This is a genomic window from Burkholderia sp. AU31624, assembly GCF_020420065.1.
Taxonomy (GTDB): Bacteria; Pseudomonadota; Gammaproteobacteria; order Burkholderiales; family Burkholderiaceae; genus Burkholderia.
In genome coordinates, this window is the sequence record NZ_JAIZRT010000008.1 from 194,324 (window position 1) to 220,026 (window position 25,703).

Consider the following 25,703-nt stretch of genomic DNA (forward strand, 5'->3'; position numbering starts at 1 on the left):
GGGCGGCCGCGCGGCCGCCGCCGTCAGTGCAGCGCGCTCGGCGCGTGCGCCGGCCGGGTCTCGTGCCGGTCGGCCGGAGGCAGCGGGCCGCCGGCGCAGGGTTTCGTCGATACCGAGAAGCCGAACGTGTTGACGCCGCCCGAACACGCGACGAATACGCTGCCGCCGTGCATCTCGGCCACGGCCTTGACGATCGACAGCCCGAGCCCGTGGTTCTCCTTGCTGTTCGCGCGCGCTTCCTCGAGCCGGTAGAAGCGCTCGAACACGTGCGAGCGCCGGGCGGGGTCGATCGGCTCGCCGGGGTTCGCGACGGACATTTCGACCAGCGTGTCGCGACGCACGATCGTCACGCTGACCGTCGCGCCGGGCGCCGAATGCTGGATCGCGTTGATCAGCAGGTTCGTCATCGCGCGGCGGAACAGCGACGGATCGACGGCCGCGCGCGCATCGCCATGCAGCTCGGCGCGCAACTGCGCTTCGTCGAGCGGGATTTCGAGGAAGTCGAGCATGCGCCGCACTTCGTCGGCGAGCGACACGTCCTTCAGGTCGGTCGCGCGTTCGCCGCGGTCGCTGCGCGACAGGAACAGCATGTCGTTGATGATCACGCGCAGCCGCTCGAATTCCTCGAGGTTCGACTGCAGCGTCCGCTCCATCCGCTCGACCGTGCGGTCGCGGCTGGTCAGCGCAACCTGGGTCTGGCCGATCAGGATGCTGACCGGTGTGCGCAGCTCGTGCGCGACGTCCGCGTTGAACGCCTCGAGCCGCGCGTAGGTTTGCTGGATGCGGTCGAGCGCACCGTTGAACGACGTGGCGAGGTCGCGCAGCTCGGGCGGCAGCGCGTTGGTCTGCAGCCGCTGGCGGCGGTTCGCGAGGCTGATTGCCGAGGCGTCCTGCGACAGGCGGTCGAGCGGCGCGAGCCCGAAGCGGGCCACCGCGCGGCTCAGCAGCAGCGTGATGATCGTGGCAATCGTGATCAGCCCGGCGAGCGTCCAGCCGAAGCGGCGCAGCATCCGCTGCGTGCGCTCGCACGAGCTGGCGACGATCAGCTTCAGCGCCGGCCGCTCGCCGTTGCCGGCCACCGTGACGGTCTTCGTCATCACGTCGTAGGTGCTGTGGTTCAGCGCGTAGCGCTGGAACGCGCCGAACGGCGCGCCGACGGGCATGCCGTCGACGGGCGTGCCGAAGCGGAAATCCGGGTTCGGGCTGTCGACCTGGTAGTGCGTGGAGCCGTCGGGCGGTTCGAGGTCGGCGAGCTTTTCCTGCATGAGGCGCCCGCGCATGGCCGTGGTCGCATGCGACACGATCATCTCGGCCACCTTGGTGCGCGTGTCGAGCGTCGCGCGCAGCTCGGCGAACAGCTGGCGCTCCATCATCACGAACAGCCCGCAGCCCACCAGCGTGAACACGAGCAGCGACACGATGCCGAACATCGCCGACAGCCGCAGGACGATCGAGCGTTTCATGCGGGCCTCTCGGTGTCGCCGTCCTCACGCGCCTCGAGGACGTAGCCCATGCCGCGGATCGTGTGCAGCAGCTTGTCCGTGAACGGGCCGTCGAGTTTCGCGCGCAGGCGCTTGATTGCCGTTTCGACGACGTTCGCGTTGCTGTCGAAGTTCACGTCCCACACGAGTTCGGCGATGGTCGTCTTCGACAGCACTTCGCCGCTGCGCCGCGCGAGCACGCCGAGCAGCTGGAATTCCTGCGCGGTCAGGTCGAGCCGCGTGCCGTCGCGGGTCGCGCGGCGGCCGATCAGGTCGACGCGCAGGTCGCCGATCGAGATCAGCGTCGATTCCTGCACGCGCGCGCGGCGCGTCAGCGCGCGCAGCCGCTCGATCAGCTCGAGGAACGAGAACGGCTTGGTCAGGTAGTCGTCGGCGCCGCCGCGCAAGCCCCGCACGCGATCGTCGACGCGGTCGCGCGCGGTCAGCATGATGACGGGCGTCTGCTTCTGCGCGCGCAGGGCACGCAGCACGCCGAAGCCGTCCAGCTTCGGCAGCATCACGTCGAGCACGACCACGTCGTAGTCGAATTCGACGGCTTTCCACGCGCCGTCCTCGCCGTCGAGCGCGGTGTCGACGACCCAGCCTTCCTCGGTCAGGCCGCTCTTCAGGTATTCAACGACTTTCGGTTCGTCTTCGACGATCAGGACTTTCATGTTCGAATCCGTTGTCCGGGTAATCCGGTTAAGGGCTCGGGTGCGCCGGGGCCGGGGCTGGCACCGGCGCTGCCGTGGCGACCTCGGCCGGAGCGGGGCCGCCCGCGGTGTGGCCATCCCAGCCGCCGCCCAGCGCCTTCGCGAGAAACACGACGAGCGCCGCGCGCTGGCCCTGGATCTGCACGGCCTGCCGCTCGCTCGTCAGCAACTGCTGTTGGGCCGTCAGCACGTCGATGAACGGCGTCAGGCCGCCCGCGTAGCGATCCTGCGCGAGCGACACGAGCTTGCGCGCGTCGTCGACGGCCGCGGCGGCCTGCTGCGCGGCGTCGGCGAGCACCGACAGTCCCGTGACCGCATTCTGCACCTCCTGGAACGCGGTGAGCACGGTCTGCCGGTAGCTGGCCTGCGCGGCGACGTAGCCGGCCTGCGCGAAATCGACGCCGGCTTTCAGCTTGCCGCCTTCGAACAGCGGCTGGCTGAGCGATCCGCCGACCGACCACAGCAACGCCGGCACGGTGAACAGGCCGGCGAAGCGCGTCGCGTCCCAGCCGATATCGGGCGACAGCGTGATGCGCGGGAAATACGCGGCGCGCGCGACGCCGATCTGCGCATTCGCGGCCGCCATCGCGCGCTCGGCCGACGCGACGTCGGGGCGCCGCTGCAGCACGTCGCTCGGCAGGCCGGTCGGCAGCGCCGGCGCGTTGATCGGCACGACGCGCGGGGCGATCGAGAAGCCGGGGGCCGGTGTGCCGACCAGCGTCGCGATCGCGGTTTCGACCTGCACGCGCTGCTGGAGCAGCAACTGCGCCTGCGTGCGCGTCGCGTCGAGCTGCGCGCGCTGCTGCAGCAGGTCGAGGCCCGACACCGCGCCGAGGTCGTGGCGCGCGCTCACGTAGTCGAGCGCCTTCTGCTGCAGGTCGATCGAACGCTTGACGACGTCGATCTCGGTATCGAATTCGCGCAGCGCGAAATAGCTCGACGCGAGATTGGCGGTCAGCACCAGGCGCGCGTTCGCGAAATCGTCGCCGGCCTGCTCGGTGGTCGCCTGCGCCGATTCGACGCTGCGCCGCACGCGGCCGAACAGGTCGAGTTCGTAGCTGACGGCCGCGCCGACCTGGATGTCGTTCTGCACGGTCGATGCGCTTTTCGTCGCGTAGTTGGTCTGCGGCCGGTCGGCGGAGATCTTGAAGCGCTGGCCGCTCGCGTTCAGGCCGACGGCCGGATACTGCGCCGAGGCGACCGACGCGAGCGTCGCCTTCGCCTGGTCGTAGCGCGCGGCGACGGCTTTCAGGGTCTGGTTGTTGCGCAGCGCGTCGGCTTCCAGCGCATCGAGCTGCGGATCGCCGAACGCGGTCCACCATGCCGGGTCGAGCGGCGCGCGGGCCGGCGCGGCCGGGTGCCAGTACGCATCCGCCGGGTCGAGCCGCCACGCGGCCGGCGTGTCGACGTCGGGCCGTTTGTAATCGGGGCCGACCGTGCAGCCGGCGAGCGCGGCGGCGAGCGCAATCGACGTGATGGAGATGGCGGCAGGCCGCCGGCGGGGGCGCATCGCGATCACGACTTCGCCTCCGCGGCGCCGGAGGCCGGCTTCGCGGCCGGCGCCGTGACGATCACCGGGTCGCCGTTCGCGAGCGCGTCGCTCGGGTTCGTGACGAGGCGGTCGTTCGGCGTGAGCGGGCCGTCGACTTCGAGCGTCTGCCCGATCGTGCGCACGACCGTCACCTGCTTGAGGCGCACCTGGCCGTTCGCGTCGACGGTGGCGACCGTCGGGCCTTCGGCGCGGAACAGCAACGTATTGGCCGGCACCTGCAGGCGGCCGACCGGCGTCATCGGCAACGTCGCCTGCACGTACGCGCCGGGCAGCAGCCGGCCGTCCGGGTTCGGCAGCGTGATCTCGATCTGCAGCGAGCGCGTCGCGACATCGATCGCCTCCGACGTGCGCGTGACCGTCCCGTCGAAGGTCCGGCCCGGCAGTTCGGCCTGCGCGACGCTCACGTGCTGGCCGACCTTCACCTGCTGCGCGTACGCCTGCGGCACCTGCACGTAGAGGCGCAGACGGTCGGCCTGCACGACCGTGAACAGGGAGCGGCCCGCGTTGCCGGAACTGACGAGATCGCCCACGTCGACGTTGCGCTGCGTGACGATCCCGTCGATCGGCGCGGCGATCCGCTGGAAGCCCTTCAGTTCGGTGAGGCGGCGCATGTTCGCATCGGCCGCGGCGAGGTTCGCGGTGCCCTGGTTGAACGCGCCTTGCCGGTCGTCGAGTTCCTGCTGCGAGACGGCATCGCGCTGGCGCAACTGCTGCGCGCGGTCGAACGACGTCTTCGCGAGCGCGAGTGCGGCCTGCGCCTGCTGGCGCTGCGCGGTGGCCTGCGCGAGTTCCTGGTTCAGCTCGGGCGTGTCGAGTTCGGCAAGCGTCTGGCCCTGCTTCACGTGCGCGCCGATGTCGGCCTGCCAGCGCAGCACGTAGCCGCTCGCGCGGGCATAGATCGGCGCCTCGACGAAGCCGCGCAGCGTGCCGGGCAGCGTCAGCTTGCCGCCGGTGGCCGCATCGACCGGATGCGCGATGGTCACGTACTGGCGCGTGTTCTGCTCGGCGACCGCGTCGAGCCGGTTGTGGTTCAGCACGTTGACGACGATCGTGCGCGCCGCGCCGGCAGCCAGCAGCACGCCGATCACGACCAGGACGATTTTCCCGCGTCGCGACACCGACGACCGTGTCGGCAGGTGCATGCCATGTTCGTCCACCTGGATGCCGACTGCGCTGTGATGTTTCTCTTCCATGAATTCAACCAAATCAACCGGGTAGTGGGACGAAAGTCAGTGGCCGGCCTGGCGCGCACGCCGGCGGGCCAGCCGCGCATGCACGCCGCCGAACACCAGCGGCACGAACAGCAGGGTCGACACGGTCGCGAACAGCAGCCCGCCGATCACCGCGCGGCCGAGCGGCGCATTCTGCTCGGCGCCTTCGCCGAGGCCGAGCGCCATCGGCACCATCCCGATGATCATCGCGAGCGCCGTCATCAGCACCGGCCGGATCCGCGTCGCGCCGGCTTCCAGCGCGGCCGTGAGCGGCGGCGCGCCGTCCGCGAGGCGCTGGCGCGCGAACGACACGACCAGGATGCTGTTGGCGGTCGCGACGCCCACCGTCATGATCGCGCCCGTCAGCGCGGGCACGCTCAGGTGCGTGCCGGTGATGAACAGCATCCAGACGATGCCGGCGAGCGCGGCCGGCATCGCGCTGATGATGATCAGCGGGTCGAGCCACGACTGGAAATTGACGACGATCAGCAGGTAGACCAGCACGATCGCCATCGCGACGCCCGCGCCGAGGCCGATATACGACGTGCGCATCGTCTCGATCTGGCCGCGCATCGTCAGCTCGGTGCCGCGCGGCAGCGTCGCGCGCGCATCCGACACGATGCGGTCGATCTCGCCGGCCACCGCGCCGAGGTCGCGGCCTTCGACGCTCACGTACACGTCGATCGCCGGGCGGATGTTGTAGTGCGTGATCACGGCCGGGTTCGCGGTGCTGCGCACCTGCACGAGGTTGCCGAGCAACTGCAGCGGCATGCCCGTGCGGCCGCTCGCCGAGATCGGCGTGCCGAGCAGATCGTCGACCGACGCGATGTTGTATTGCGGGGTCTGGATCTGCAGCGGGTACTGGACGCCGGTGCGCGGGTTGATCCAGAACGACGGCGTGGTCTGGGAACTGCCGGACAGCGAGATCAGCATGTTCTGCGCGACGTTCTGCGCGGAGAGATTGAGCTGCTGCATGCGCGTACGGTCCATGTCGGCCAGCAGGGTCGGTTCGTCGTTACGTTGCAGCACGTGCACGTCGACGGCGCCGGGGATTTGCCTGATCTTTTTCATCAGGCCGCTCGCGATAGTCATGTTACTCGCGAGATCGTTGCCGAGCACCTGCAGGTCGATCGCGGCCGGTTGGCCGAAGTTGAGGATCTGCGTGATGATGTCCGACGGCTGGAAGAAGAACTCGACGCCCGGGAAGCGCTCGGGCAGCACTTGGCGCAGCGCCTGCACGTAGTGCTGGGTCGCGCGGTGGCCGGGCTTGAGCGCGATCAGCAGCTCGCCGTCGAGCGTGCCGATCGTGCCCGCGTTGCTGTACGACAGGTTGATGCCGCTCACCGGCAGGCCGAGGTTGTCGACGAGCGCGCCGAGTTCGTCGGGCGGCACGGTGTCGCGGATCACGCGCTCGACCTGGTCGGCGAGGCGCGCGGTTTCCTCGATCCGGTAGCCGGTCGGCGCGCGCATGTGCAGCCGGATGTTGCCGGAATCCGCATTCGGGAAGAAGTCGCGGCCGAGCACGAACACGAGGCCCGTCGACAGCACGCAGAAGCCGAGGAAGCACATCGCGTAGAAGCGGCGGCGCACCAGCAGGATGCTGAGCAGCACGATGTACCACGCCCGCAGCCGCTCGAACGCCGCGTTGAACGCGTGATGGATGCGCGCGAAGCGCGACGTCGCATGGTCGGCGCCGGTGCCCGCTTGCTGCGGGCGAAACAGCAGCATCGCGAGCGTCGGCACCAGCGTGCGCGACAGCACGTACGACGCGAGCATCGCGAACACGACCGCTTCCGCGAGCGGCACGAACAGGAAGCGCGCGACGCCCGTCAGGAAGAACATCGGCACGAACACGATGCAGATGCACAGCGTCGACACGAACGCGGGCACCGCGATCTCGCCCGCGCCTTCGAGGATCGCGTCGTGCAGGTTGGTACCGAGATGCAGGTGCCGCTCGATGTTCTCGATCGTGACGGTCGCATCGTCCACCAGGATCCCGACCGCGAGCGCGAGCCCGCCGAGCGTCATGATGTTGATGGTCTCGCCGAGCGCGGACAGCGCGATCAGCGACGTGAAGATCGACAGTGGAATCGAGATCGCGATGATCAGCGTGCTGCGCCAGTTGCCGAGGAACAGCAGGATCATCATCGCGGTCAGCACGGCGGCGATCAGCGCCTCGTGAATCACGCCCTGGACGGCCGCGTTGACGAACACCGACTGGTCGAACAGCGGCGTGATCGTGAGCCCTTCGGGCAGCGTCGGGATCACCTTCGGCAGCAGCGCCTTCAGGTCCGACACGACCTTGAGCGTCGACGCGTCGCCGCTCTTCAGGATCGAGATGAGCACGCCGCGCTGGCCGTTCTGGCGCACGACGTTGGTCTGCGGCGCGAAGCCGTCGCGCACCGACGCCACCTCGCGCAGGTAGGTGGTCGCGCCGTTGATGGTCTGGACCGGCAGGCTGCTGATGTCGGCGACGGTGTCGGCCGACGCGTTCGTGTCGATCCGGTATTCGGTCTGGCCCATCTTCGCGGTGCCGGTCGGTAGCACGAGGTTCTGCGCGTTGACCGCGTTGACGATGTCGGCGGGCGTGAGCCCCTTCGCCTGCAGCGCCTGCGGATCGAGGTCGATGGCGACCACGCGCGTGCGGCCGCCGTACGGGAACGGGATCTGCACGCCCGGCACCGTGATCAGCTGCGGGCGCAGGAAGTTGAGCGCGATGTCGGCGAGCGACTGTTCGCTGAGCGTCTTGCTCGACAGCCCGAGCTGGATCACCGGGATGCTCGACGCCGAATAGGTGATCACGAGCGGCGGCGTCGCGCCCTGCGGCATCTGCCGTACGATCGCCTGCGCGGACGAGACCGTCTGTGCGATCGCCGTCTGCACGTTCGCGCCCGGCTGCAGGAACACCTTCACGACCGCGATGCCGGGCAACGACGTCGATTCGACGTGCTGGATGTTGTTGACGGTCGTCGTCAGGATCCGCTCATGCACGGAAGTGATGCGGTTCGTCATCTCGGTCGCGGAGAAGCCGCTGTAATTCCAGATGACGCTGATCACGGGAATGTTGATCGCGGGCAGCACGTCGACCGGCGTGCGCATCAGCGCAAGCGGGGTGGCCAGCACGATCATGATGGCCATCACGATGAACGTGTAGGGGCGCTTGAGCGCGAGATTGACGATCCACATGGAGGCAGCGGGACGGGCGGTGATCAGGCGTGGGTAAAGGGCACCCGAATGATAGGCGTCGGCGTGGAACGGGTTACTGTCGCGAAACTGGCGGAATTGTCAGGTGGGGGCGGGGCGGCCGATTGCCGATTCAGCAGAGGAAACGCCGCGCGGCGCGATGGCCGGAAAACGGCTGCGATACCGGATGGGCGTGCTGCTTCGATGGCGATTCCGTTCATCGGCGCGCCCTCAGATCTGCTCCATCCCGACACGCGCGAGCGCACCGAGATCGACGACGTCGATCTGGTTGTACGCGAGCCGCAGCGCGCCGAGCTTCTCGAGCTGCTGCAGCGCCTGGTTGATGCGCTGTCGCGATACGCCGACGAGCATCCCCAGTTCCTCCTGCGAGATCGACAGCGACGGGCCGGTGTCCGGGTACAGGTCGGGGTTGAAGAGTTGCGCGAGCGCCTGCGCGACGCGCGCATCGACATCCAGCAGCCGGCTGTTCTGGATCGACGCGATGAACTCGCCCATCCGGTTGTTCAGCTGGTGGATCACGAAGCGCGTGAACGGCAGGCTCGTGTCGAGCAGCGCATGGAACGTGTCGACCGGCACGAACAGCACGGTCGAGCGCTGGATCGCGACGACCTCGTACTTGCGCAGCTCGCGCTTGATCACGCTGCCTTCGCCGAACCAGCCGCCCGACGGCACGCCGGAGAACGTGCAGCCGCGCCCCGACGCATTGAAGATCGCGAGCTTCAGCAGCCCGCGGTGCACGCCGATCCAGTACTCGGATGGCGCGAGCCGATGCGCGATCACATCGCCGGCCTCGCAGTGCTCGACGCGCGACTGCGCGAGCACGAGCGCCTGGTGCTCGGGCGCGAGCGTGCGGAACCACGCACACTGGACAAACAGTGTGGCCAGCGCCGGCAGCGGGCCCGGTTCGGGCAGCGCGTCGGCGGGATGAGCGGGCGCGTCGGGCGGGGCAACGAGAGGGTCGTGCATGGGTGCGGGTTTGCGAGGATAGGGATAACGCGCAGCGCGTGAAAGGCACTCTGTCGTTTCGATGACAGACGGCTCACAATAGCGCCCGTTAGGCTGTCGGCAATTGAACCACATCAAAACGATCCGGGGTGGATGGGCCCCGGTCGACAGGACACGGGAGACAGGATCATGACGCAGATGTTCGAGGCCGGACTCGGCCGCCGCGACGCGAATTACGTGCCGCTCACCCCGATCGACTTCCTGGTCAGGACGGCCGAAGTCTACGGCGAGCGCCTCGCGATCGTGCACGGCGACGTGCGGCGCACCTGGGGCGAGACCTACACGCGCGCGAAGCAACTGGCGAGCGCGCTCGCGCGGCTCGGCGTCGAACGTGGCGACACGGTCGCGGCGATGCTGCCGAACATTCCGGCGATGGTCGAGGCGCACTTCGGCGTGCCGATGGCCGGCGCGGTGCTGAACACGATCAACACGCGGCTCGACGTGTCGTCGGTGCTGTTCATGCTGCGTCATGGCGAGGCGAAGGTGCTGATCGTCGACACCGAATACGCGGAGTTCGCGCATCGCGCGGCGCTCGAGGTGCCGGGCCTGAAAATCGTCAGCGTGGCCGACGCGATGCCGGCCGACCCCGCGCGTTTCGCGGGCGCGACCGACTACGAGGCGCTCGTCGCGAGCGGCGATGCCGACTACGCATGGACGCCGCCCGCCGACGAATGGGAGGCGATCGCGCTGAACTACACGTCCGGCACGACCGGCGACCCGAAGGGCGTGGTCTATCACCATCGCGGCGCGTATCTCGCGGCGGTCAGCAACCTCCTCGAATGGGACATGCCGAAGCACGCCGTCTACCTGTGGACGCTGCCGATGTTCCACTGCAACGGCTGGTGCTTCCCGTGGGCCGTCGCGGCGCGCGCGGGCGTGAACGTCTGCCTGCGCAAGTTCGATGCGAAGACGGTGTTCGACCTGATCCGCCGCGAACGCATCACGCACTATTGCGGCGCGCCGATCGTGCAGAGCGCGATCGCGAACGCTCCGCCCGAATTCCGCGAAGGCATCGATCACACGGTGCACGCGATGGTCGCGGGCGCGGCGCCCGCGCCGGCCGTGATCGCGAAGATGAAGGAGATCGGCTTCGACCTGCTGCACGTGTACGGGCTGACCGAGGTCTACGGCCCGGCGACCGTCTGCGCGAAGCAGTCGCACTGGGAGGCACTGAGCGACGACGAGCGCGCGCGGCTCAACGCGCGCCAGGGCGTGCGCTATCACCTGGAGGCGGGCGCGACGGTGCTCGATCCCGACACGATGGCGCCGGTGCCGGCCGACGGCGAGACGCTCGGCGAGATCATGTTCCGCGGCAACATCTGCATGAAGGGCTACCTGAAGAACCCGAAGGCGACCGACGACGCGTTCCACGGCGGCTGGTTCCATACCGGCGATCTCGCGGTGCTGATGCCGGACGGCTATATCCGGATCAAGGATCGCAAGAAGGACATCATCATCTCGGGCGGCGAGAACATCTCGAGCATCGAGGTCGAGGATGCGCTGTACCGGCACCCCGCGGTGGCGGTCGCGGCCGTCGTCGCGATGCCCGACCCGAAGTGGGGCGAGGTGCCGTGCGCGTTCGTCGAGCTGCGCGAAGGCGCGAGCGTGACCGAGGCGGAGATCGTCGCGCATTGCAAGGCGCTGCTGGCGGGCTTCAAGGTGCCGAAGGCCGTGCGGTTCGGCGAACTGCCGAAAACATCGACCGGCAAGATCCAGAAGTTCCAGCTGCGCAACGCGGTGGGATCGGACAAGGCGATCGATCTGGCGGGCGACGACAAGAAGTAGGCGATGGGCCGGCCTTGGCCGGCCATCCGTGCTTCGTCACGCACTCCGCTCGAGCCGGAACACGCTGACCGCGTCCGACAGGTGAGCGGCCTGGTCGCGCAGCGCGACGGCCGCGCGTTCGGCATCCGAGATCAACATCGCGTTCTGCTGCGTCGCGTCGCCGATCTGCGTGACGGCCAGGTTCACCTGCTCGATACCGGTCGACTGTTCGCGCGACGCGGCGCTGATCTCGCCGATCAGCGTGCTGACCTGGTCGACGCGCGCGACGATGTCGCGCATCGTGCCACGTGCGGCCTCCGCGATCCGGTAGCCCTGTTCGACGGTCGTCGACGATTCGGCGCTCAGTGCGTCGATCTCCTTGACCGCGGCCGCGCTGCGCTGCGCGAGTGCGCGCACCTCGGCCGCGACCACCGCGAAGCCCTTGCCGTGTTCGCCCGCGCGCGCGGCCTCGACGGCCGCGTTCAGCGCGAGGATGTTGGTCTGGAACGCGATGCCTTCGATCGCGCCCGTGATCTCGGCGATCCGGCGCGTCGCGCGGCCGATGTCGTCCATCGTCGCGACCACGCGCTGCACCGCGGCGTCGCCGTTCGTCGCGGCGGCCGACGCGTCCGCGACCAGCGCATTGGCTTGCGCCGCGTGCTCGGCACTCTGCTGCACGGCGGCGGTGATCTGTTCCATGCTGGCGGCCGTCTGTTCGACGCTGCTCGCCTGCGTCGCGATCCGCGCGGCGATGTCGCTGCTGCCGGCGGCAATGTCGACCGTCCCGCGCGCGATGTCGGCGGAGCTGTTGCGCACCTGCGCGACGATCCGCGCGAGGCCGTCGCCGATCCCGTCGACCGCCTGCACGAGCCGGCCGATCTCGTCGTCGCCCGCCTGGCCGCGCGTGGCCGCGCCATCGCGGATGCGCACGCTGAGATCGCCCGCCGCATAGCGCTCGGAGGCCCGTGCCGCCGCATCGAGCGGCCGGCTCACGACGCGCCGCACCACGATGACGAACAGCGTCGCGAACGCTGCGACGAGCACGGCGCCGATCATCAGGAAGCGGTTGCGGGTGGCGCGCATGGTGGCGAGCAGTTCGTCGTCGAGCGCGATGCCGCCGACGAGCCACTGCCACTGCGGAATCGTCGTGAACGACACGAATTTCGCGGTCGGGCCGCCGTCGTGCGCGGCCGGGTCGGTCGACGTGTATGCGAGCCGCCCCTGGCCGGCCGCGAGCATCTGCGCGTACGGCGCGCGCGTGTCGTCGGCACGTTGGCCGTCGGCATCCGGGTGCACGACGAAGGTGCCGCGCGACGGGCCCTGCGACGCATCGATCACGAAGTAGTAGCCGTTGTCGCCGATCTTCAGCGAGCGGATGCCGTCCTCGACGAGCTTGAGTTCGGCGCCGATGTCGAGGCCGACGAACAGCGCGCCGATCACGCGGCCGGTCGCATCGGTCACCGGCTTGTACTGCGTGATGTACGGCCGGCCGAACAGCTTCGCGAGGCCCGTGTAGCTGCGTCCGGCGACGAGCGGTGCGTACGCGGGGCCGGCACGGTCGAGTTTCGTGCCGACGGCACGCGCGCCGTCCTGCTTCTTCAGCGACGTCGTGATGCGCACGAAATCGTCGCCGTCGCGCGCGAAGATCGTCGCGATCGCGCCGCTTTTCTTCAGGAACTGGTCGGGAATCGAATAGTCGAGGTCGAGCGGCTGGCCGCCCGCGAGCAAGGTCGGCGCGGCGACGCCGCCGATGTCGACGGTGCGCGCCGGGTCGAGCGAGAAATCGGGCGGCAGGAAGCTCGCGAACAGCGACATCGAGCGGTTGGCTTCGGCCGACAGCGCCTTGTCGAACAGGTCGACCATCGCGCGGATCGACTGTTCCTTGTCGACGATCCGCATGTGTGCTTCTTCAGCCAGCTGCTGGCCGGCGAAATGGGCGAGCGTCCACGCGAACACGGTAAACAGCACGGCAACGAGCGCGCACGCCAGCGCCGCAAGACGCGCGCCGACGCTCACCCGGCCCAATTGGGTCAATCTCATGGAACATCCTGAGTGGGGAGGGAGAGGGGGCGGAACGCACGCGTCACCGCTAGTCGACCGGTTAATACGGCAACTTCGGCGAAATCTTTAGCAGCGCGTCGTCGATGGCGGCGCCGGCAAGTGCGGCCATCGCGCGGGTGGACGACGGGAAGCGGGGTGTCAGTGCGTCACGAGCCACGCGATCGCGAGATACCGCGCGACCTTCGCGACGGTCACGATCGCGAGGAACGACGGCAGCGGCTCGCGCAGCACGCCGGCGATCATCGTCAGCGGATCGCCGATCACGGGCGCCCAGCTCAGCAGCAGCGACCAGCGGCCGTAGCGCGCATACCAGCGCTCGGCGCGCGCGAGCGCGGCGGGCTTGACGGGAAACCAGCGGCGTTCGCGGAAGTGCTCGATGCCGCGCCCGAGCGCCCAGTTGATTACCGAGCCGGCGACGTTGCCGATGCTCGCGACGAGCACCAGCGCCCACACGGGTTCGCGCCCGGCGAGCAGCAGGCCGGCGAGCACGGCTTCGGACTGGAGCGGGAACAGGGTCGCGGCGACCATCGACACGGCGAACAGGCCGCCGTAAGTGAACAATTCGGACATCGCGCGATTGTACCGGGCACGCACCGGCCAATCCGGGGCACCGGGTCACACGGTCATGCGGCGTCGGCCGTGCCGAACAGCAGGTGCGAGATCAGCGACTTGTCGACGGGTTCGTCGTTGAGCGTGCTGGCCAGCAGTTCGCCCGCCAGTTGCTGAGGCGAGAACACCATGTCGGGCTTCAGCAGGCGCAGCCGTTCGAGGTTGCGCTGCTGGTTCACGAGCGCGACCGTGCGCACCGCCGGTGCGATCTCGCGGATCGCGAGGATGATGAACGCGTTCTCGGCATCGTCGGAGCGCAGCGCGAGCACCGCGCGCGCGGTCGCCGCGCCGGCGCGTTCCAGCACCGCGTGGTCGGTCGCGTCGCCGACGATCAGGTCGGTCGCGGCCGGATAGTTGTGCTCGACGCCGGCCGGCACGACGACGGTCACCGCGTAGCCGCGCTTGCGCAGCCCGTCGTGCACCGCATGCGCGACGGGTGTCGCGCCGACGATCAGGTAATGATGCTTGCGGATCACGTTCGAAATGCCTCCCTTGACGATCCGTTTCAGATTGCCGCCGATCACGGGCCCGACGACCGCGCTGATCGACGTCGCGAACACCGTGATGCCGAGCACGATCACCGACGCGGTGAACAGGCGGGCGGTCGGCGCGTGCGGAACGATGTCGCCGTAGCCCACCGTCGACATCGACACGATCGAGAAATAGACGGCCGTGGCGAGATCGTGGACGGGCGGCGTGAATTCGTCGCCGAGATACAGCACGCCGAAGGTCGCGTAGATCAGCAGCGACACGATGCTCAGCAACGCGAACAGGCTGCTCGCGGCGACGCTCGCGCGGTCGAAGTGCCGCCAGTAGTACAGCAGCGCGACGGCCAGCACGGCCGTGTAGACGAACACCGCGTGGCTGCGATAGCCGCCGAGCACGCTGATCGCGGCGGCCGCGACCAGCAGCAGGATCGACAGCACCCACGCGACGCGGGCGCGCAGCACGATGCCGATGGCCATCGTCGCGAGGCCGGCCGCGACGACCACTTGCGGCAACACGACGAGCCCGGCGTTGTCGACGAGGTTCAGCGCATCGGCGAGCCACGCGTGATGCACGTCGAGCCTGGCATGCTCGATGACGGGGCGCAGCACCATGAGCGCGTCGAGCGCGAGGAGGAGAGCGAGATACCAGTGCAGGCCGATCGGCGCGAACAGGCGCCGCAGGCGGGAAGTGAGAAGCTTCATCCAGTCGCCCGGCTGGCCGGGCATGTCCAACGAAACAGCCGCTACCCTAAAGCATTCGGCGCTCGGCTGCTTTTTAGAGGGGCGTGGCGGCGGCCGCGATGATGCCGGCCGCCCGGCCGCTGTCAGTTCCAGCCGACCATGATCGCGCCCATCCCGACGAGCAGCCCGCCCGTCAGGCGGTTCATCGCGCGCATCCTTGCGGGCCGCTGCAGCGCGCGGCTCAGCCGGTGCGAGAACAGCGCCATCGACGCGACGCCGCCCGCGAACAGCACCGCGAACGTCGCCGCGAGCAGCAGGTATTGCTGGTTCAGGCTCCAGTCGGCGCTGGGGCTGATGAACTGCGGAAAGAACGACGGGAAGAACAGCAGCGTCTTCGGATTGAGGCCCGAGGTTGCCACGCCGCGCCAGAACAGCGCGCGGTGCGAGTCGGTGTCCGGCGTGGCCGGTCGGGCCGGCCCAGCCGCGGCGGCGGGCGCGCCGGCCGGCGTGCGGCTGAGCCATTGCTTGCAGCCGAGCCAGACGAGGTAGGCCGCGCCGGCCCAGCGCAGCACGGTCAGCGCGCGCTCGTCGAGATGCACGAGCGAATTCAGGCACAGCGCGGTCAGCGCGAGTTGCAGCAGCACGGCGAGCGTGCCGCCCCAGACGCACGGCAGCGCGCGGCGCCAGCCGGCGCGCAGCGCCTGGTTCATGGTGAGGAGGTTGACGGGGCCGGGGGCGTAGACGAGCACGGCGGAAGCCGCGAGGAACGACAGGTAAAGCCTGAACGACATGACGGGTAGGGCAGGAACAGGAACACGGGCGCCGAGGCCGCGCGGCCGGATAGGCGCGCGGACGGCGGGGAATCGCATGCCTGCCGGCCGGCACCGCAACTCGTGATTGCGGCTGTGCGTCCCGGTGCGAAGGGGTTGTCGCGGGGAACGTGCCGGACAGCAGGCATGGGTGAAAATATATCAAGGGGCCGGATTAAAAGGCTTCCGCTTTTCCACACAAACCGACACAAATCCGGAATGTCGTTCAGATAAAATCCCGGTTTTCAGGAGAAGATTCTTTCTGTCATGGCCACACGTGAACGCTCGCCGAAAACGCTCGACAGCCAGGACCGCAAGATCCTCGGCGCACTGCAGAAAAATGCGCGTCTGTCGAACGCCGAACTGGCCGAACAGATCGGCATGTCGACCACCGCATGCTGGAACCGCACGCGGCAACTGGAGGTGGACGGCTACATCGACGGTTACGTCGCGCTCGTCAATCAGCGCAAGCTGGGCTATGCGGACATCGTGATTCTCGAAGTCACGCTCGATCGCCACGAGGACGATGCGCTCGCGCGCTTCGGCGAGGAACTCGCCGCGCTGCCCGAGGTGCTCGAGGCCTATCTCGTGTCGGGCGAGTACGACTACTGGATCAAGGTCGCGGTGGACGGCACGGCCGGTTACGAGCGGTTCCTGCGCGAAAAGCTGTACAAGATTTCGAGCATTCGTCACAGCCGCTCGATGTTCGCGCTGCGCTGCATGAAGGACGTGCCGTCGATTCAGGTGTGATGGGGGCGGGGAAGCGGGTGCGGCCGTCGTTGAAACGACGGCGCATTGGGGCCGCGCATGTGCGCGGAGCAAGCCGGCAATCGGGAGAGGGGCCAGGCAGAGGCGCGGTTCGGCGCCGGGGTCTGCAACGCGGATGAATCTTCTGTCCGTGGTGATCCGTCGGACATACGCGCTGGCGAGATAACTGTTGCCTGCCCGGGCAACCGGCAGACAAAACCGCGCCGAGGTTGATCGGCGCCGGCATCGGCTTTAAAGCAACTGCAGAGCGACTTCAACGCGCGCCTGAAACAGCGCGCGCATCCGACGGGACTACCCGGCCTGTTTCCGACGACTTGCCTTGCAACCCGTTGCTCGACGCCGCGACCTCATGGCGCGCGTCCGGGCAAGCGGATCAGGCAGGGTTTCGTGGGGCCAACCGGCTGGCGGCCGGCCATTCCGCGCTCAGTGCGGCAGGCGTGCGTGTGCTTCAGCGATGATTTCGCAGTTCTCGAGGTGGAGTGCCCAAGCTTCTGCGATCAGCTCGCCCATACGTGCGAGCCAGCCAGCGGATTCGGTGGAACGGTCGGAAAGGTTAGACGTTTGCATGACGAAGCCCCGTATAGGTGGCGAGTTAGGGATAACCCTAATCATAGCGAAACACCTCCGCTTTGTGAAATGCGATTTCGTTATATGAGAATTCCTGACGGTTTATGTTGCCGCGATGCAACAAGAATGGCGGTCGCACACGGCTTCATAGCGATGTCATTTAGTACGGCCATCCCGCCCCGGAAAGGCCGGCGCGCAGGCGTGACGAGGCTGCGCCTCGCGGCGCGGTCTGGCAGAGGGAAGAAGAGGAAAAAGGGGACGGCTATCCGCCGATCCACCCGAACCGCCACGACAGCCGTCGCGTCGCGGCGAGCAACGCCTGCGCGAGATCGCTGTCCGGCCCGCGCGGAAAGCCGCGCGACGAACCGATGATCGCGATCACTAGCCGGATGCTGCCGGTGTGATCGAACACGGGCGCGGCGACCGTCCCGATGCCCGGCACCGGCGCGTCGAACGCGAAATCGAGTTCGTCCGCGCGGATCGTCGCGAGCCGCGCGCGGAAGGCCGTGTCGACCGGCGCTGCGGCGCGGCCCGCGAGGCGCACGGGCTCGTTGGCGAGCAGGTCGGCCAGCACGTCGTCGGACATGCCGGCCGCGAAGATCCGGCCGATCGCCGTATTGACGAGCGACATCACCGTGCCGACCTGCAGGCTCACGTGCTGCGGCCGCGCCGACTCTTCGAGGCGGATCACGGTCGGGCCGAGCGGCCCGAGCGTCGCGGCCGCCACGCTCATGTCGGTCGCGCCGGCCAGCGCGACGATCTCGGCTTCCGCGTCGCGGGTCGGCGACACGCGCTGCATCGCGATCAGGCCGAGCGCCTGCCCGAGCGGGCCGCCGCCGAAGCAGCCGGCGTCGTCGCGGCTCAGCAGGCCGATCTTCTGCAGGCTGACGAGATGCGGAAAGGCCTTCGCGGCCGGCATGCCGGTGGCCGCCGCGAGATCGCGCAGCGGCAGCGCGCGGCCCGCCGACACCAGCGCGAGCAGCAGCTCGCCGGTGCTGTCGAGCGCATTGATTCCGCGCTGCGTCTTCATATCGTCGGCCAGTGCGGGCGGCACGCGCGGGGCTGTCGGCGCCGAGGTGGAAGCCTGCGGAAGCGCATCGTGCGCCGCGCCGAGCGATGCGGTTGCCTGAAGAGCCGCGTCGCGTAACGCCGCCGCGATCGGGCCGTCCCAGTCGACGTCGATCGAGCCGGTCGAACCGATCACCGTCAACGCGAGTTGCAGCGTGCCTTGTGCGTCGAACACCGGCACGCACATCGCGCTGACGCCGGGGCTCGGCAGGTCGACGCCGCGCTCGATACCGCGTGCGCGGATCGCGTCGAGTTCCGCCTGCGGCACGCCGGCGTCCGGCGCGGGCTGCTCGGCGCCCGCGAGCGTGGCGCCCGCGCCGGCCTGGCTGGCCGCCATCGCGTCGAGTTGCGCGGGCTCGCCGAACGCGCGGAACACGCGGCCGGTGGCCGTCGTGTCGAGCGACATCACCGAGCCCACATGCAGGTTCACGTGCAGCGGATAGCCGCCGTGCTCGATGCGCACGATCGTCGGCCCAAGCACGCCCGGCACCGACACCGCGACGCTCAGGCCAACAGCTTCCGCGAGCCGCGCCGCGTGCGGCAGCGCCGCGCGATAGGCCGGCTGGCGCTCGATCGACATCAGCCCGAGCCGCAGCGACAACGGGCCCGGCTCGTAGTTGCCGGTGAGCGCATCGCGTTTCACGAGCGCGAGCCGCGTCAGGCTGACGAGATAGGTGTGCGCCTGCGCGGTCGACAGATCGGCCGCCGCGGCCAGCTCGGACAGGCCGAGCGGCTTGCGCCGGCGCGCGAGCGCGTCGAGCAGCCGGCCGCCGACCTCGACACTCTGGATCCCGCGCTGCGCCTTGGGCGGCGCGTCGTCTGCGCTGACTTCGTGGTTCTGCACGCGATGATTCTTCCGTTGACGAAACCCCGCATGGTATCCGACGCCATTTATCGCGCCAGCCCGCAGGTTTACCCGTATTAAACAATAGCAAGTGACTTTGCCATTGACAAATATTCGGCGCAGGACGAAGATCCGCTCACTCCCCTCAACACATGGCTCGCAGCCACGGAACGCAACATGGCCAAAGCATTCGCCTCCCAAGCCGATCTGGAAGAGAAGAAAGTCACCTGGACGAAGCTGTCCGAGAACGCGTACGCGTACACCGCCGAAGGCGACCCGAACTCGGGTGTGATCATCGGCGACGACAGCGTGCTGATCGTCGACACGACCGCGACGCCCGCGATGGCGCAGGACCTGATCGCGAAGATCCGCAGCGTGACCGACAAGCCGATCAAGCACGTGGTGCTGTCGCATTACCACGCGGTGCGCGTGCTCGGCGCGTCCGCGTATTTCGACGAAGGTGCGCAGCACGTGATCGCGAGCCGCGGCACGTACGAGATGATCGTCGAGCGCGGCGAGGCCGACATGAAGTCGGAGATCGAGCGTTTCCCGCGCCTGTTCGCGGGTGTCGAGACGGTGCCCGGCCTAACCTGGCCGACGCTCGTGTTCGAGCGCGAGATCACGCTGTTCCTCGGCAAGCTCGAAGTGAAGATCATGCACGTCGGCTCGGGCCACACGAAGGGCGACACGATCGTCTGGATCCCGTCGCAGAAAGTGCTGTTCTCGGGCGACCTCGTCGAATACGACGCTGCGTGCTACTGCGGCGACGCGCAGCTCGAACAATGGCCGGCCACGCTCGAGGCGCTGCGCGCGCTCGGCGCCGAGAAGCTCGTGCCGGGCCGCGGCCCCGCGCTGTTGAACCCGGCCGACGTGAACAAGGGCCTCGACTACACGAAGGATTTCGTCACGACGCTGCTCGCGCAGGGCCGCAAGGCCGTCGAGCAGAAGCTCGACCTGAAGGCGTCGATGGCGCTCACGCGTGAAGCGATGGATCCGAAGTTCGGCCACGTGTTCATCTACGAGCACTGTCTGCCGTTCGACGTGTCGCGTGCCTTCGACGAAGCGAGCGGCATCACGCATCCGCGCATCTGGACCGCGCAGCGCGACAAGGAAATGTGGGCCGCGCTGCAGGACTGAGCGGCTTGCACAGGCGGGGTGTCCGGCAGGGCGCTCCGCCTTTTTTCTGACGCGGCGACGGGCCACGGTTTCCCGCCGGCTTTCCGTCCGCCGTATCCGATCTCACAAGAAAGCAGGGCGCACGTACGCCCTGGGAGACGGCTGCGCGCTCGAATCGCGCAACCTGTTTGGAGAGAGACATGCCCCAATCGCTTCCCGCCGAAGCGACGCTCGCGCACGCGAGCGCTTCGGCTTCCGCATCCGCCGCCACGGACGACGCGCTGCTGTTCCGCAAGATCGCGTGGCGAATCGTGCCGTTCCTGTTCCTCTGCTACGTCATCTCGTTCCTCGACCGCATCAACATCGGCTTCGCGCAGTTGCAGATGAAGCACGATCTCGGCTTCAGCGACGCGATGTACGGCCTCGGCGCCGCGGTGTTCTACGTCGGCTACGTGTTCTGCGAAGTGCCGAGCAACCTGCTGCTCGCGCGTTTCGGCGCGCGCCGCACCTTCACGCGGATCATGCTGCTGTGGGGCATCGCGTCGACCGGGATGATGTTCGTGTCGCAGCCGTCGCATTTCTACGTGCTGCGCTTCCTGCTCGGCGTGTTCGAAGCGGGCTTCTTTCCCGGCATCGTGCTGTACCTGACCTACTGGTTCCCCGCGAACCGGCGCGCGGCCGCGATCTCGGTGTTCTTCGCGGGCGTCGCGGTGGCCGGCGTGCTCGGCGGCCTGATGTCGGGCTGGATCATGCGCGACATGAGCGGCGTGCTCGGGCTGCACGGCTGGCAATGGATGTTCGCGATCGAAGGCGCGCCGGCGATCCTGCTCGCGTTCGCCGCGTTCACGTTGCTGGTCGACCGGCCGCAGGACGCCACGTGGCTCACGTCCGATGAGAAGGCGCGGGTCGCCGCGCTGTGCGCCGATGGCCGCGGCCACGGCCACGCGCACGACGGGCGCAGCCTCATGGCGGCACTCGCGAACCCGCGCGTGTACCTGTTCGCGTTCATCTATTTCTCGCTGACCTGCGCGTCGCTGACGCTCAACTTCTGGATGCCGCTGATGATCCGCGACTTCGGCGTGACCGACGTCGTGGCCGTGAGCCTGTACACGGTCGTGCCGAACGCGGTCGGCGCGGTGGGGCTGATCCTGATCGCGCGTCGTTCGGACCGCACCGGCGAGCGGCGCAAGCACTTCGCGTGCTGCACGATCGGCGGCGGGCTCGCGCTCGCGGCGCTGACGCTGCACCTGCACAGCTTCGCCGCGATGCTCGCGTGCCTGTCGGTCGCGGCGACGCTGATCTTCGCCGCATTGCCGATCTTCTGGGCGGTGCCGACCCGCTACCTGTCGGGCAACGCCGCCGCGGCCGGGATCGCGCTGATCAGCAGCATCGGGATCACGAGCGGGATCGTCAGCCCCTGGGTGATCGGGATGATCCGCACGCGCACCGGCAGCATGGATCTCGCCGTGTATCTGCTGGCCGCGCTGCTGGTGGCGAGCGGCGTTGCGCTGATGCTCGGCGTGAAGGGCGAAGGCGCGCGGCGCGACTGATCGAGCAACGGCCGGTCGCCGCTCACGGGCGGCGGCGACCGGCACGCCGTGTGAACCCCGCACCCGAATCCAGCGAGGAGACGATCGATGTCAGCCCCTCTTCAAGCGGACGCCGCGCGTGCCGTCGCGTCCGGTATCGCTTCAACGGACGACGACGCACTGTACCGCCGCATCGGCGCGCGAATCGTGCCGTTCCTGTTCCCCTGCTACATCGTGTCGATCCTCGATCGCAGCAACATCGGCTTCGCGCAGTTGCAGATGCGGCAGGATCTCGGTCTGACCGACGCGATGTACAGCCTCGGCGCGGTGCTGTTCTTCGTCGGCTATGTCTTGTTCGAGGTGCCGAGCAACGCGCTGCTGCGCCGCTTCGGCGCGCGCCGCACGTTTGCGCGGATCATGTTCCTGTGGCGCGCGGTGTCGGTCGCGGCGATGCTGATCTTCGCCGCGCATCCGGTGTTCTGGGCCGTGCCGTCCGTGTATTTCTCCGGCGCGGGCGCGGCGGGCGGGATCGCGCTGATCAGCAGCATCGGCGTGTCGAGCGGCATGATCACGCCGTGGCTCGTCGGGCTGATCCGCACGAGAGCCGGCAGCATGGACCTGGCGATGCTGATGATCGCGGCGCTGCTGGCCGCGTGCGCGGTCGCGATGCTGCCGGGTGTGCGGGCGGCGCCGCGTGCGGAATCGGCGTGACGCGGGCGGCGGCGGTGCGGTTCGGCGGTGTGGTTCAGTGGAAGGACATAAACAGCCCGGGCAGGACGATCAGGCCGTGCAGCGCCAGCGCCCAGTTGATCGTGCCGCCGCGCGCCTGCTGGTCGATCGACAGGCACGCGATTGCCGCCATGACGCCGATGACCGACAGGCCTGCCGCCCAGAAGAGCGCGGTGATGAACACGCGAAGGCCCATGTACGGATCGTCCATCGAACTGGCGAAACCATAGCCGAACAGCAGCGCCAGCAGCTCGATGAGCGCGACGGCGAGAAGACCTGTCGCGAGACGCGCGGTCAGTTTGGAATTGTCCATGGCAAATCGTGGTCAGTAGGGCCCGGAGCGCTAGCCTACACGATCGGTTCCGAATATGTCGCTCAATGGAGGCGGCGGGACGCCAGGAGGGGGCGGACGTCGCGCGCCCGAACGCTACGCCCGATACACCTCGATCCGGTTGCGGCCACGCTCCTTCGCGAGATAGAGCGCCTTGTCGGCGCGCGACAGCGGCTGGTAGGCGCCGAAGTCCGACGCCCGCATCGCGTCGATGCCGATGCTGACGGTCAGCGTGACCTGCTGGTCATCGTGCATGAGCCGCGCCTGCATCGCGCGTTGCTGCACGCGCTGCGCGAAGGCCAGCGCGCGGTCGAGATCCGCACCCGGCAGCACGATCGCGAATTCCTCCCCGCCGACGCGTCCGACGATGCCGTCCGGCCCGGTTTCCGCGAGCAGCAGCCGCGCGAAATGCCGGAGCGCGCGGTCGCCGACCGGGTGGCCCCAGCGGTCGTTCAGCGCCTTGAAGTGATCGAGATCGAGCATCAGCACCGCGGCGGCCTGGCCGGTCGTACGCACGGCGCGCAGCGCGGCCTCGCTTTGCCGCATGAACGCATGGCGGTTCGACAGCTGCGTCAGGTGGTCGGTGGTCGCCATCCGGTGCAGTTCGGCCTCGATGTGCTTGCGGTCGGTCGCGTCGGTGATGAAGCCGTGCCACACGGTGCCGCCGTCGGCCGTGCGCTGCGGCCGCGCATCGCCTTCGCGCCAGCGCAGGCCCTGGCCCGGCAGCAGCACGCGATATTCGAGGCGCCACGGCGTCAGTCGCACCGCCGAGTCGTGCAGCGACAGCCGGTAGGCGACCAGGTCGGCCGGATGGATGCGCGTCTCGACCGTCTCCGCGCTGCCGGCGAGCTGCTCGGGCGTCAGCTCGTAGATGTCGGCGACACCCGCGCTCGCGTAGGAAAAGAAGCGGCGCCCGTCGGGCGCCTGCCGCAGCTGGAACACGAGCCCGGGAACCTGGTCGGTGAGATCGGTGACGAGCGCGGCCGAGTCGCGCAATCGCGCGGCGAGCTCGCGCAGCGCGGTGATGTCCGTGGTCGTCCCGACCATCCGGAGCGCGCGGCCGCGGCTGTCGCGGTCGATCACCTTGCCGCGGCTGCAGATCCATTTGTATGAGCCGTCCTTGCAGCGGATGCGGTGCTCGACCGCGTAATGGTCGGTGCGCTGCTCGAAGTGCGCGAGCATCGCGGCCTTCACGTCGGCGACGTCGTCCGGATGCAGCCGTTCGTACGCATCCTCGATCCGGGTGCTGAGCTCGTGCGGCGCGTAGCCGAGCAGCGCCTTCCAGGCCGGCGAGTAATGGATCTCGCCGGTTTCCACGTTGCGATCCCACACACCGGTGCCGCTTTCGGTGAGCGCGAGCGTGGTCAGCGCGCTGTGTTCCTCGACGGTGCCGAGGCGTTCGCGCAAGGTAACCGTTTCGATCGCGCGGGCAAGCGTGCTTGCAGCCAGTGCGGCGAGGTCGCGCAGCGTCGCGCGTTGCGTCGCGTCGAGCACCGGGGGCTTGTCGTCCACGACGCACAGCATGCCGAATGTCGTGCCATCGGGCGCGGTGAGTTCGCTGGCCGCGACGACCCGCAGCGCGCGACGCGGGCCGTCGTTGCGTTGCCCGTTGGCGTGCGTGCTACGCGGGACGAAGCGCGAATCGGCGGCCGGCGTCGGCTCGGCTTCGGGCAGCAAGGCATCGGCGGGCAGCGGGTCGGGAAGCCGATCGGGCAATGCTCCGTCGGCGGCCAGCACGCGTGGCGCACCGGCGTCGGTGCGCGCGATGAACGCGCCGGCCGCACCGACATGCGCACGCGCGACACGGCAGATGGTGTCCAGTTCCGGCAGGGGTGGGAGCGCGGGCAGACGGTCGGCCGACCCGCGTGCGGAGGCCGGCGCGTCGCCGGTCTCGGTGATGAACATACGGGCCTGCATGATCGAATTCCGCAACGGACGATTGCCCTCGTGATCGGACGAATGCCGGTCGAACGAGGTCGCTTGGGGACTGCAATCGCAGAGCTTACTGTTGCGCGGAATGCGTGGCAAGCGAACCGGAATCGTCGGTTCGCACGCGACATTTATGCCGACCGGGAAGCAATCCGACACGTCTTCCCGCAGACGAATTCATCGATCCGCATCGGCCCGGAAACGTGCCGCGGAACCGCGGATGATTGCGGGCGACTCGCCACGTATCACCGTGTTCCGCGGCACCTCCCGGGTTCGACGTGCCTGTTGCTTTCGACCTGCGGGATGCCGCGTGGTCAGCCTGCCGTCGAATAGCGCGGCGCGGGCGTGTCGGCCGACAGGTGCGGCGCCATCGTGCGGCGCGCGGCCTCGTACGCGGCCCATTCGTCACCCGCGTGCAGCGACGGGATCGTCACGAGTTCGCCGCGATCGAAGCCGACCAGCGCCGCGTCGACCATGTCGGTCGCCGACATCACGATTTCCTTCGGCAGGTGCTCGAGCGGCAGGCCGCCCGTTTGCCAGAAATCGGTGGCGGTCGCGCCGGGCAGCACGGCCTGCACCTGCACGCCCTTGTCGGCGAGTTCGTGATGCAGCGACTGGCTGAACGCGAGCACGAACGCCTTGCTGCCGCCGTACACGCCGTTCAGCGTTTCCGGCGAGATCGCGACGATCGACGAAATGTTGATCACCGCGCCGTTGCCGCGGGCGACGAAGCCGGGCACCGCCGCATAGGTAAGGCGCGTGAGCGCGGTCACGTTGAGGTCGATCATCCGCGTCATCGCATCGACGTCGCTGTCGAGCAGCGGCGTGTGCGTGCCGATGCCCGCGTTGTTCACGAGCAGCGTGATGCTCGCATCCTGCTTCAGCTTCGCTTCGACGGCGGCGAGCGCGGCGCGGTCGTTGAGGTCGGCGTCGATGATCTCGACGCTGCGCTGCGTGTCGTTCGTGATGCGGTCGGCGAGGGCGGCCAGGCGGTCGCGGTTGCGCGCGACCAGGATCAGGTCGTAGCCGCGGCGCGCGAGGCGATCCGCGTAGACGGCGCCGATGCCCGACGAGGCGCCGGTAATGAGGGCGGTACCGCGATGTGCTTGCGTCATGATGTGCTCCGTTTCGAGGGAAATGGCCGGATGGCGTGAAGCCATTCTGGTCCCGAATCGCTGCGACACAAATGACGTAGATGGGTATGATTCAGGACATCGGGCCGACCTATTCGCCCGGGACGGGAG

19 protein-coding genes are annotated in these 25,703 nt (G+C 68.6%); 5 read left to right on the plus strand and 14 right to left on the minus strand.

Annotation, left to right across the window (positions count from 1 at the left end; all coding sequences use genetic code 11):
• Positions 1-23: 23 nt before the first annotated feature.
• The 6 genes from LGM89_RS27905 to LGM89_RS27930 form a co-directional block, all read right to left on the minus strand.
• Positions 24-1,463, minus strand: a complete 1,440-nt coding sequence (locus tag LGM89_RS27905) for a heavy metal sensor histidine kinase (protein ID WP_226274624.1) — start codon at positions 1,461-1,463, stop codon at positions 24-26.
• On the minus strand, positions 1,460-2,155 hold the full coding sequence (locus LGM89_RS27910; protein WP_011355331.1) for a heavy metal response regulator transcription factor: 696 nt from the start codon (positions 2,153-2,155) through the stop codon (positions 1,460-1,462). Before LGM89_RS27910 ends, LGM89_RS27905 begins: the two co-directional genes overlap by 4 nt.
• 28 nt (positions 2,156-2,183) lie before the next feature.
• Positions 2,184-3,704 carry an efflux transporter outer membrane subunit gene (locus LGM89_RS27915; RefSeq protein WP_226274725.1) on the minus strand — a complete coding sequence of 507 codons (1,521 nt, stop codon included), beginning with the start codon at positions 3,702-3,704 and terminating at the stop codon, positions 2,184-2,186.
• Between the two features lie 5 nt (positions 3,705-3,709).
• Positions 3,710-4,939 carry an efflux RND transporter periplasmic adaptor subunit gene (locus tag LGM89_RS27920; protein WP_226274625.1) on the minus strand — a complete coding sequence of 410 codons (1,230 nt, stop codon included), beginning with the start codon at positions 4,937-4,939 and terminating at the stop codon, positions 3,710-3,712.
• 36 nt (positions 4,940-4,975) lie between these two features.
• Complete coding sequence (locus LGM89_RS27925) at positions 4,976-8,143, minus strand: efflux RND transporter permease subunit (RefSeq protein ID WP_226274626.1); 3,168 nt, start codon at positions 8,141-8,143, stop codon at positions 4,976-4,978.
• A gap of 228 nt (positions 8,144-8,371) precedes the next feature.
• A complete protein-coding gene (locus LGM89_RS27930) occupies positions 8,372-9,127 on the minus strand; it encodes a Crp/Fnr family transcriptional regulator (protein WP_226274627.1) in 756 nt (251 codons plus the stop codon).
• A 168-nt stretch (positions 9,128-9,295) separates the two neighbouring features.
• Here LGM89_RS27930 and LGM89_RS27935 point away from each other — a divergent pair, with 168 nt between their 5' ends.
• The gene (locus LGM89_RS27935) at positions 9,296-10,951 is read left to right on the plus strand and encodes an acyl-CoA synthetase (protein ID WP_226274628.1); all 1,656 of its coding nucleotides are present in this window, start codon (positions 9,296-9,298) and stop codon (positions 10,949-10,951) included.
• Between the two features lie 36 nt (positions 10,952-10,987).
• Here LGM89_RS27935 and LGM89_RS27940 read toward each other — a convergent pair whose 3' ends face one another.
• From LGM89_RS27940 to LGM89_RS27955, 4 genes are all read right to left on the minus strand, one after another.
• The gene (locus LGM89_RS27940; RefSeq protein WP_226274629.1) at positions 10,988-12,970 is read right to left on the minus strand and encodes a methyl-accepting chemotaxis protein; all 1,983 of its coding nucleotides are present in this window, start codon (positions 12,968-12,970) and stop codon (positions 10,988-10,990) included.
• A gap of 159 nt (positions 12,971-13,129) precedes the next feature.
• Positions 13,130-13,561 (minus strand): YqaA family protein, encoded by a 432-nt coding sequence (locus LGM89_RS27945; RefSeq protein ID WP_089497057.1) that lies wholly within the window; start codon positions 13,559-13,561, stop codon positions 13,130-13,132.
• 53 nt (positions 13,562-13,614) lie between these two features.
• Complete coding sequence (kch, locus tag LGM89_RS27950) at positions 13,615-14,790, minus strand: voltage-gated potassium channel protein (protein ID WP_226274630.1); 1,176 nt, start codon at positions 14,788-14,790, stop codon at positions 13,615-13,617.
• A 122-nt stretch (positions 14,791-14,912) separates the two neighbouring features.
• Complete coding sequence (locus LGM89_RS27955; RefSeq protein ID WP_226274631.1) at positions 14,913-15,560, minus strand: LysE family translocator; 648 nt, start codon at positions 15,558-15,560, stop codon at positions 14,913-14,915.
• Positions 15,561-15,845: 285 nt separating this feature from the next.
• Here LGM89_RS27955 and LGM89_RS27960 point away from each other — a divergent pair, with 285 nt between their 5' ends.
• On the plus strand, positions 15,846-16,328 hold the full coding sequence (locus LGM89_RS27960; protein ID WP_021159229.1) for an Lrp/AsnC family transcriptional regulator: 483 nt from the start codon (positions 15,846-15,848) through the stop codon (positions 16,326-16,328).
• A gap of 847 nt (positions 16,329-17,175) precedes the next feature.
• Here LGM89_RS27960 and LGM89_RS27965 read toward each other — a convergent pair.
• Positions 17,176-18,825 (minus strand): IclR family transcriptional regulator, encoded by a 1,650-nt coding sequence (locus LGM89_RS27965; protein ID WP_226274632.1) that lies wholly within the window; start codon positions 18,823-18,825, stop codon positions 17,176-17,178.
• A 177-nt stretch (positions 18,826-19,002) separates the two neighbouring features.
• On the opposite strand from LGM89_RS27965, the gene LGM89_RS27970 reads away from it, so the two are divergent.
• From LGM89_RS27970 to LGM89_RS27980, 3 genes are all read left to right on the plus strand, one after another.
• Complete coding sequence (locus LGM89_RS27970) at positions 19,003-19,962, plus strand: MBL fold metallo-hydrolase (RefSeq protein ID WP_089427583.1); 960 nt, start codon at positions 19,003-19,005, stop codon at positions 19,960-19,962.
• 179 nt (positions 19,963-20,141) lie between these two features.
• Positions 20,142-21,491, plus strand: a complete 1,350-nt coding sequence (locus tag LGM89_RS27975) for an MFS transporter (RefSeq protein WP_226274633.1) — start codon at positions 20,142-20,144, stop codon at positions 21,489-21,491.
• Positions 21,492-21,578: 87 nt separating this feature from the next.
• Positions 21,579-22,181 carry an MFS transporter gene (locus tag LGM89_RS27980; RefSeq protein ID WP_226274634.1) on the plus strand — a complete coding sequence of 201 codons (603 nt, stop codon included), beginning with the start codon at positions 21,579-21,581 and terminating at the stop codon, positions 22,179-22,181.
• 34 nt (positions 22,182-22,215) lie between these two features.
• On the opposite strand, the gene LGM89_RS27985 is transcribed toward LGM89_RS27980, so the two are convergent.
• The 3 genes from LGM89_RS27985 to LGM89_RS27995 form a co-directional block, all read right to left on the minus strand.
• Positions 22,216-22,512, minus strand: a complete 297-nt coding sequence (locus LGM89_RS27985; RefSeq protein WP_089497051.1) for a hypothetical protein — start codon at positions 22,510-22,512, stop codon at positions 22,216-22,218.
• A gap of 114 nt (positions 22,513-22,626) precedes the next feature.
• Complete coding sequence (locus LGM89_RS27990) at positions 22,627-24,447, minus strand: sensor domain-containing diguanylate cyclase (protein ID WP_226274635.1); 1,821 nt, start codon at positions 24,445-24,447, stop codon at positions 22,627-22,629.
• A 326-nt stretch (positions 24,448-24,773) separates the two neighbouring features.
• Positions 24,774-25,574 (minus strand): SDR family NAD(P)-dependent oxidoreductase, encoded by an 801-nt coding sequence (locus tag LGM89_RS27995; protein ID WP_089497050.1) that lies wholly within the window; start codon positions 25,572-25,574, stop codon positions 24,774-24,776.
• Between the last annotated feature and the right edge of the window lie 129 nt (positions 25,575-25,703).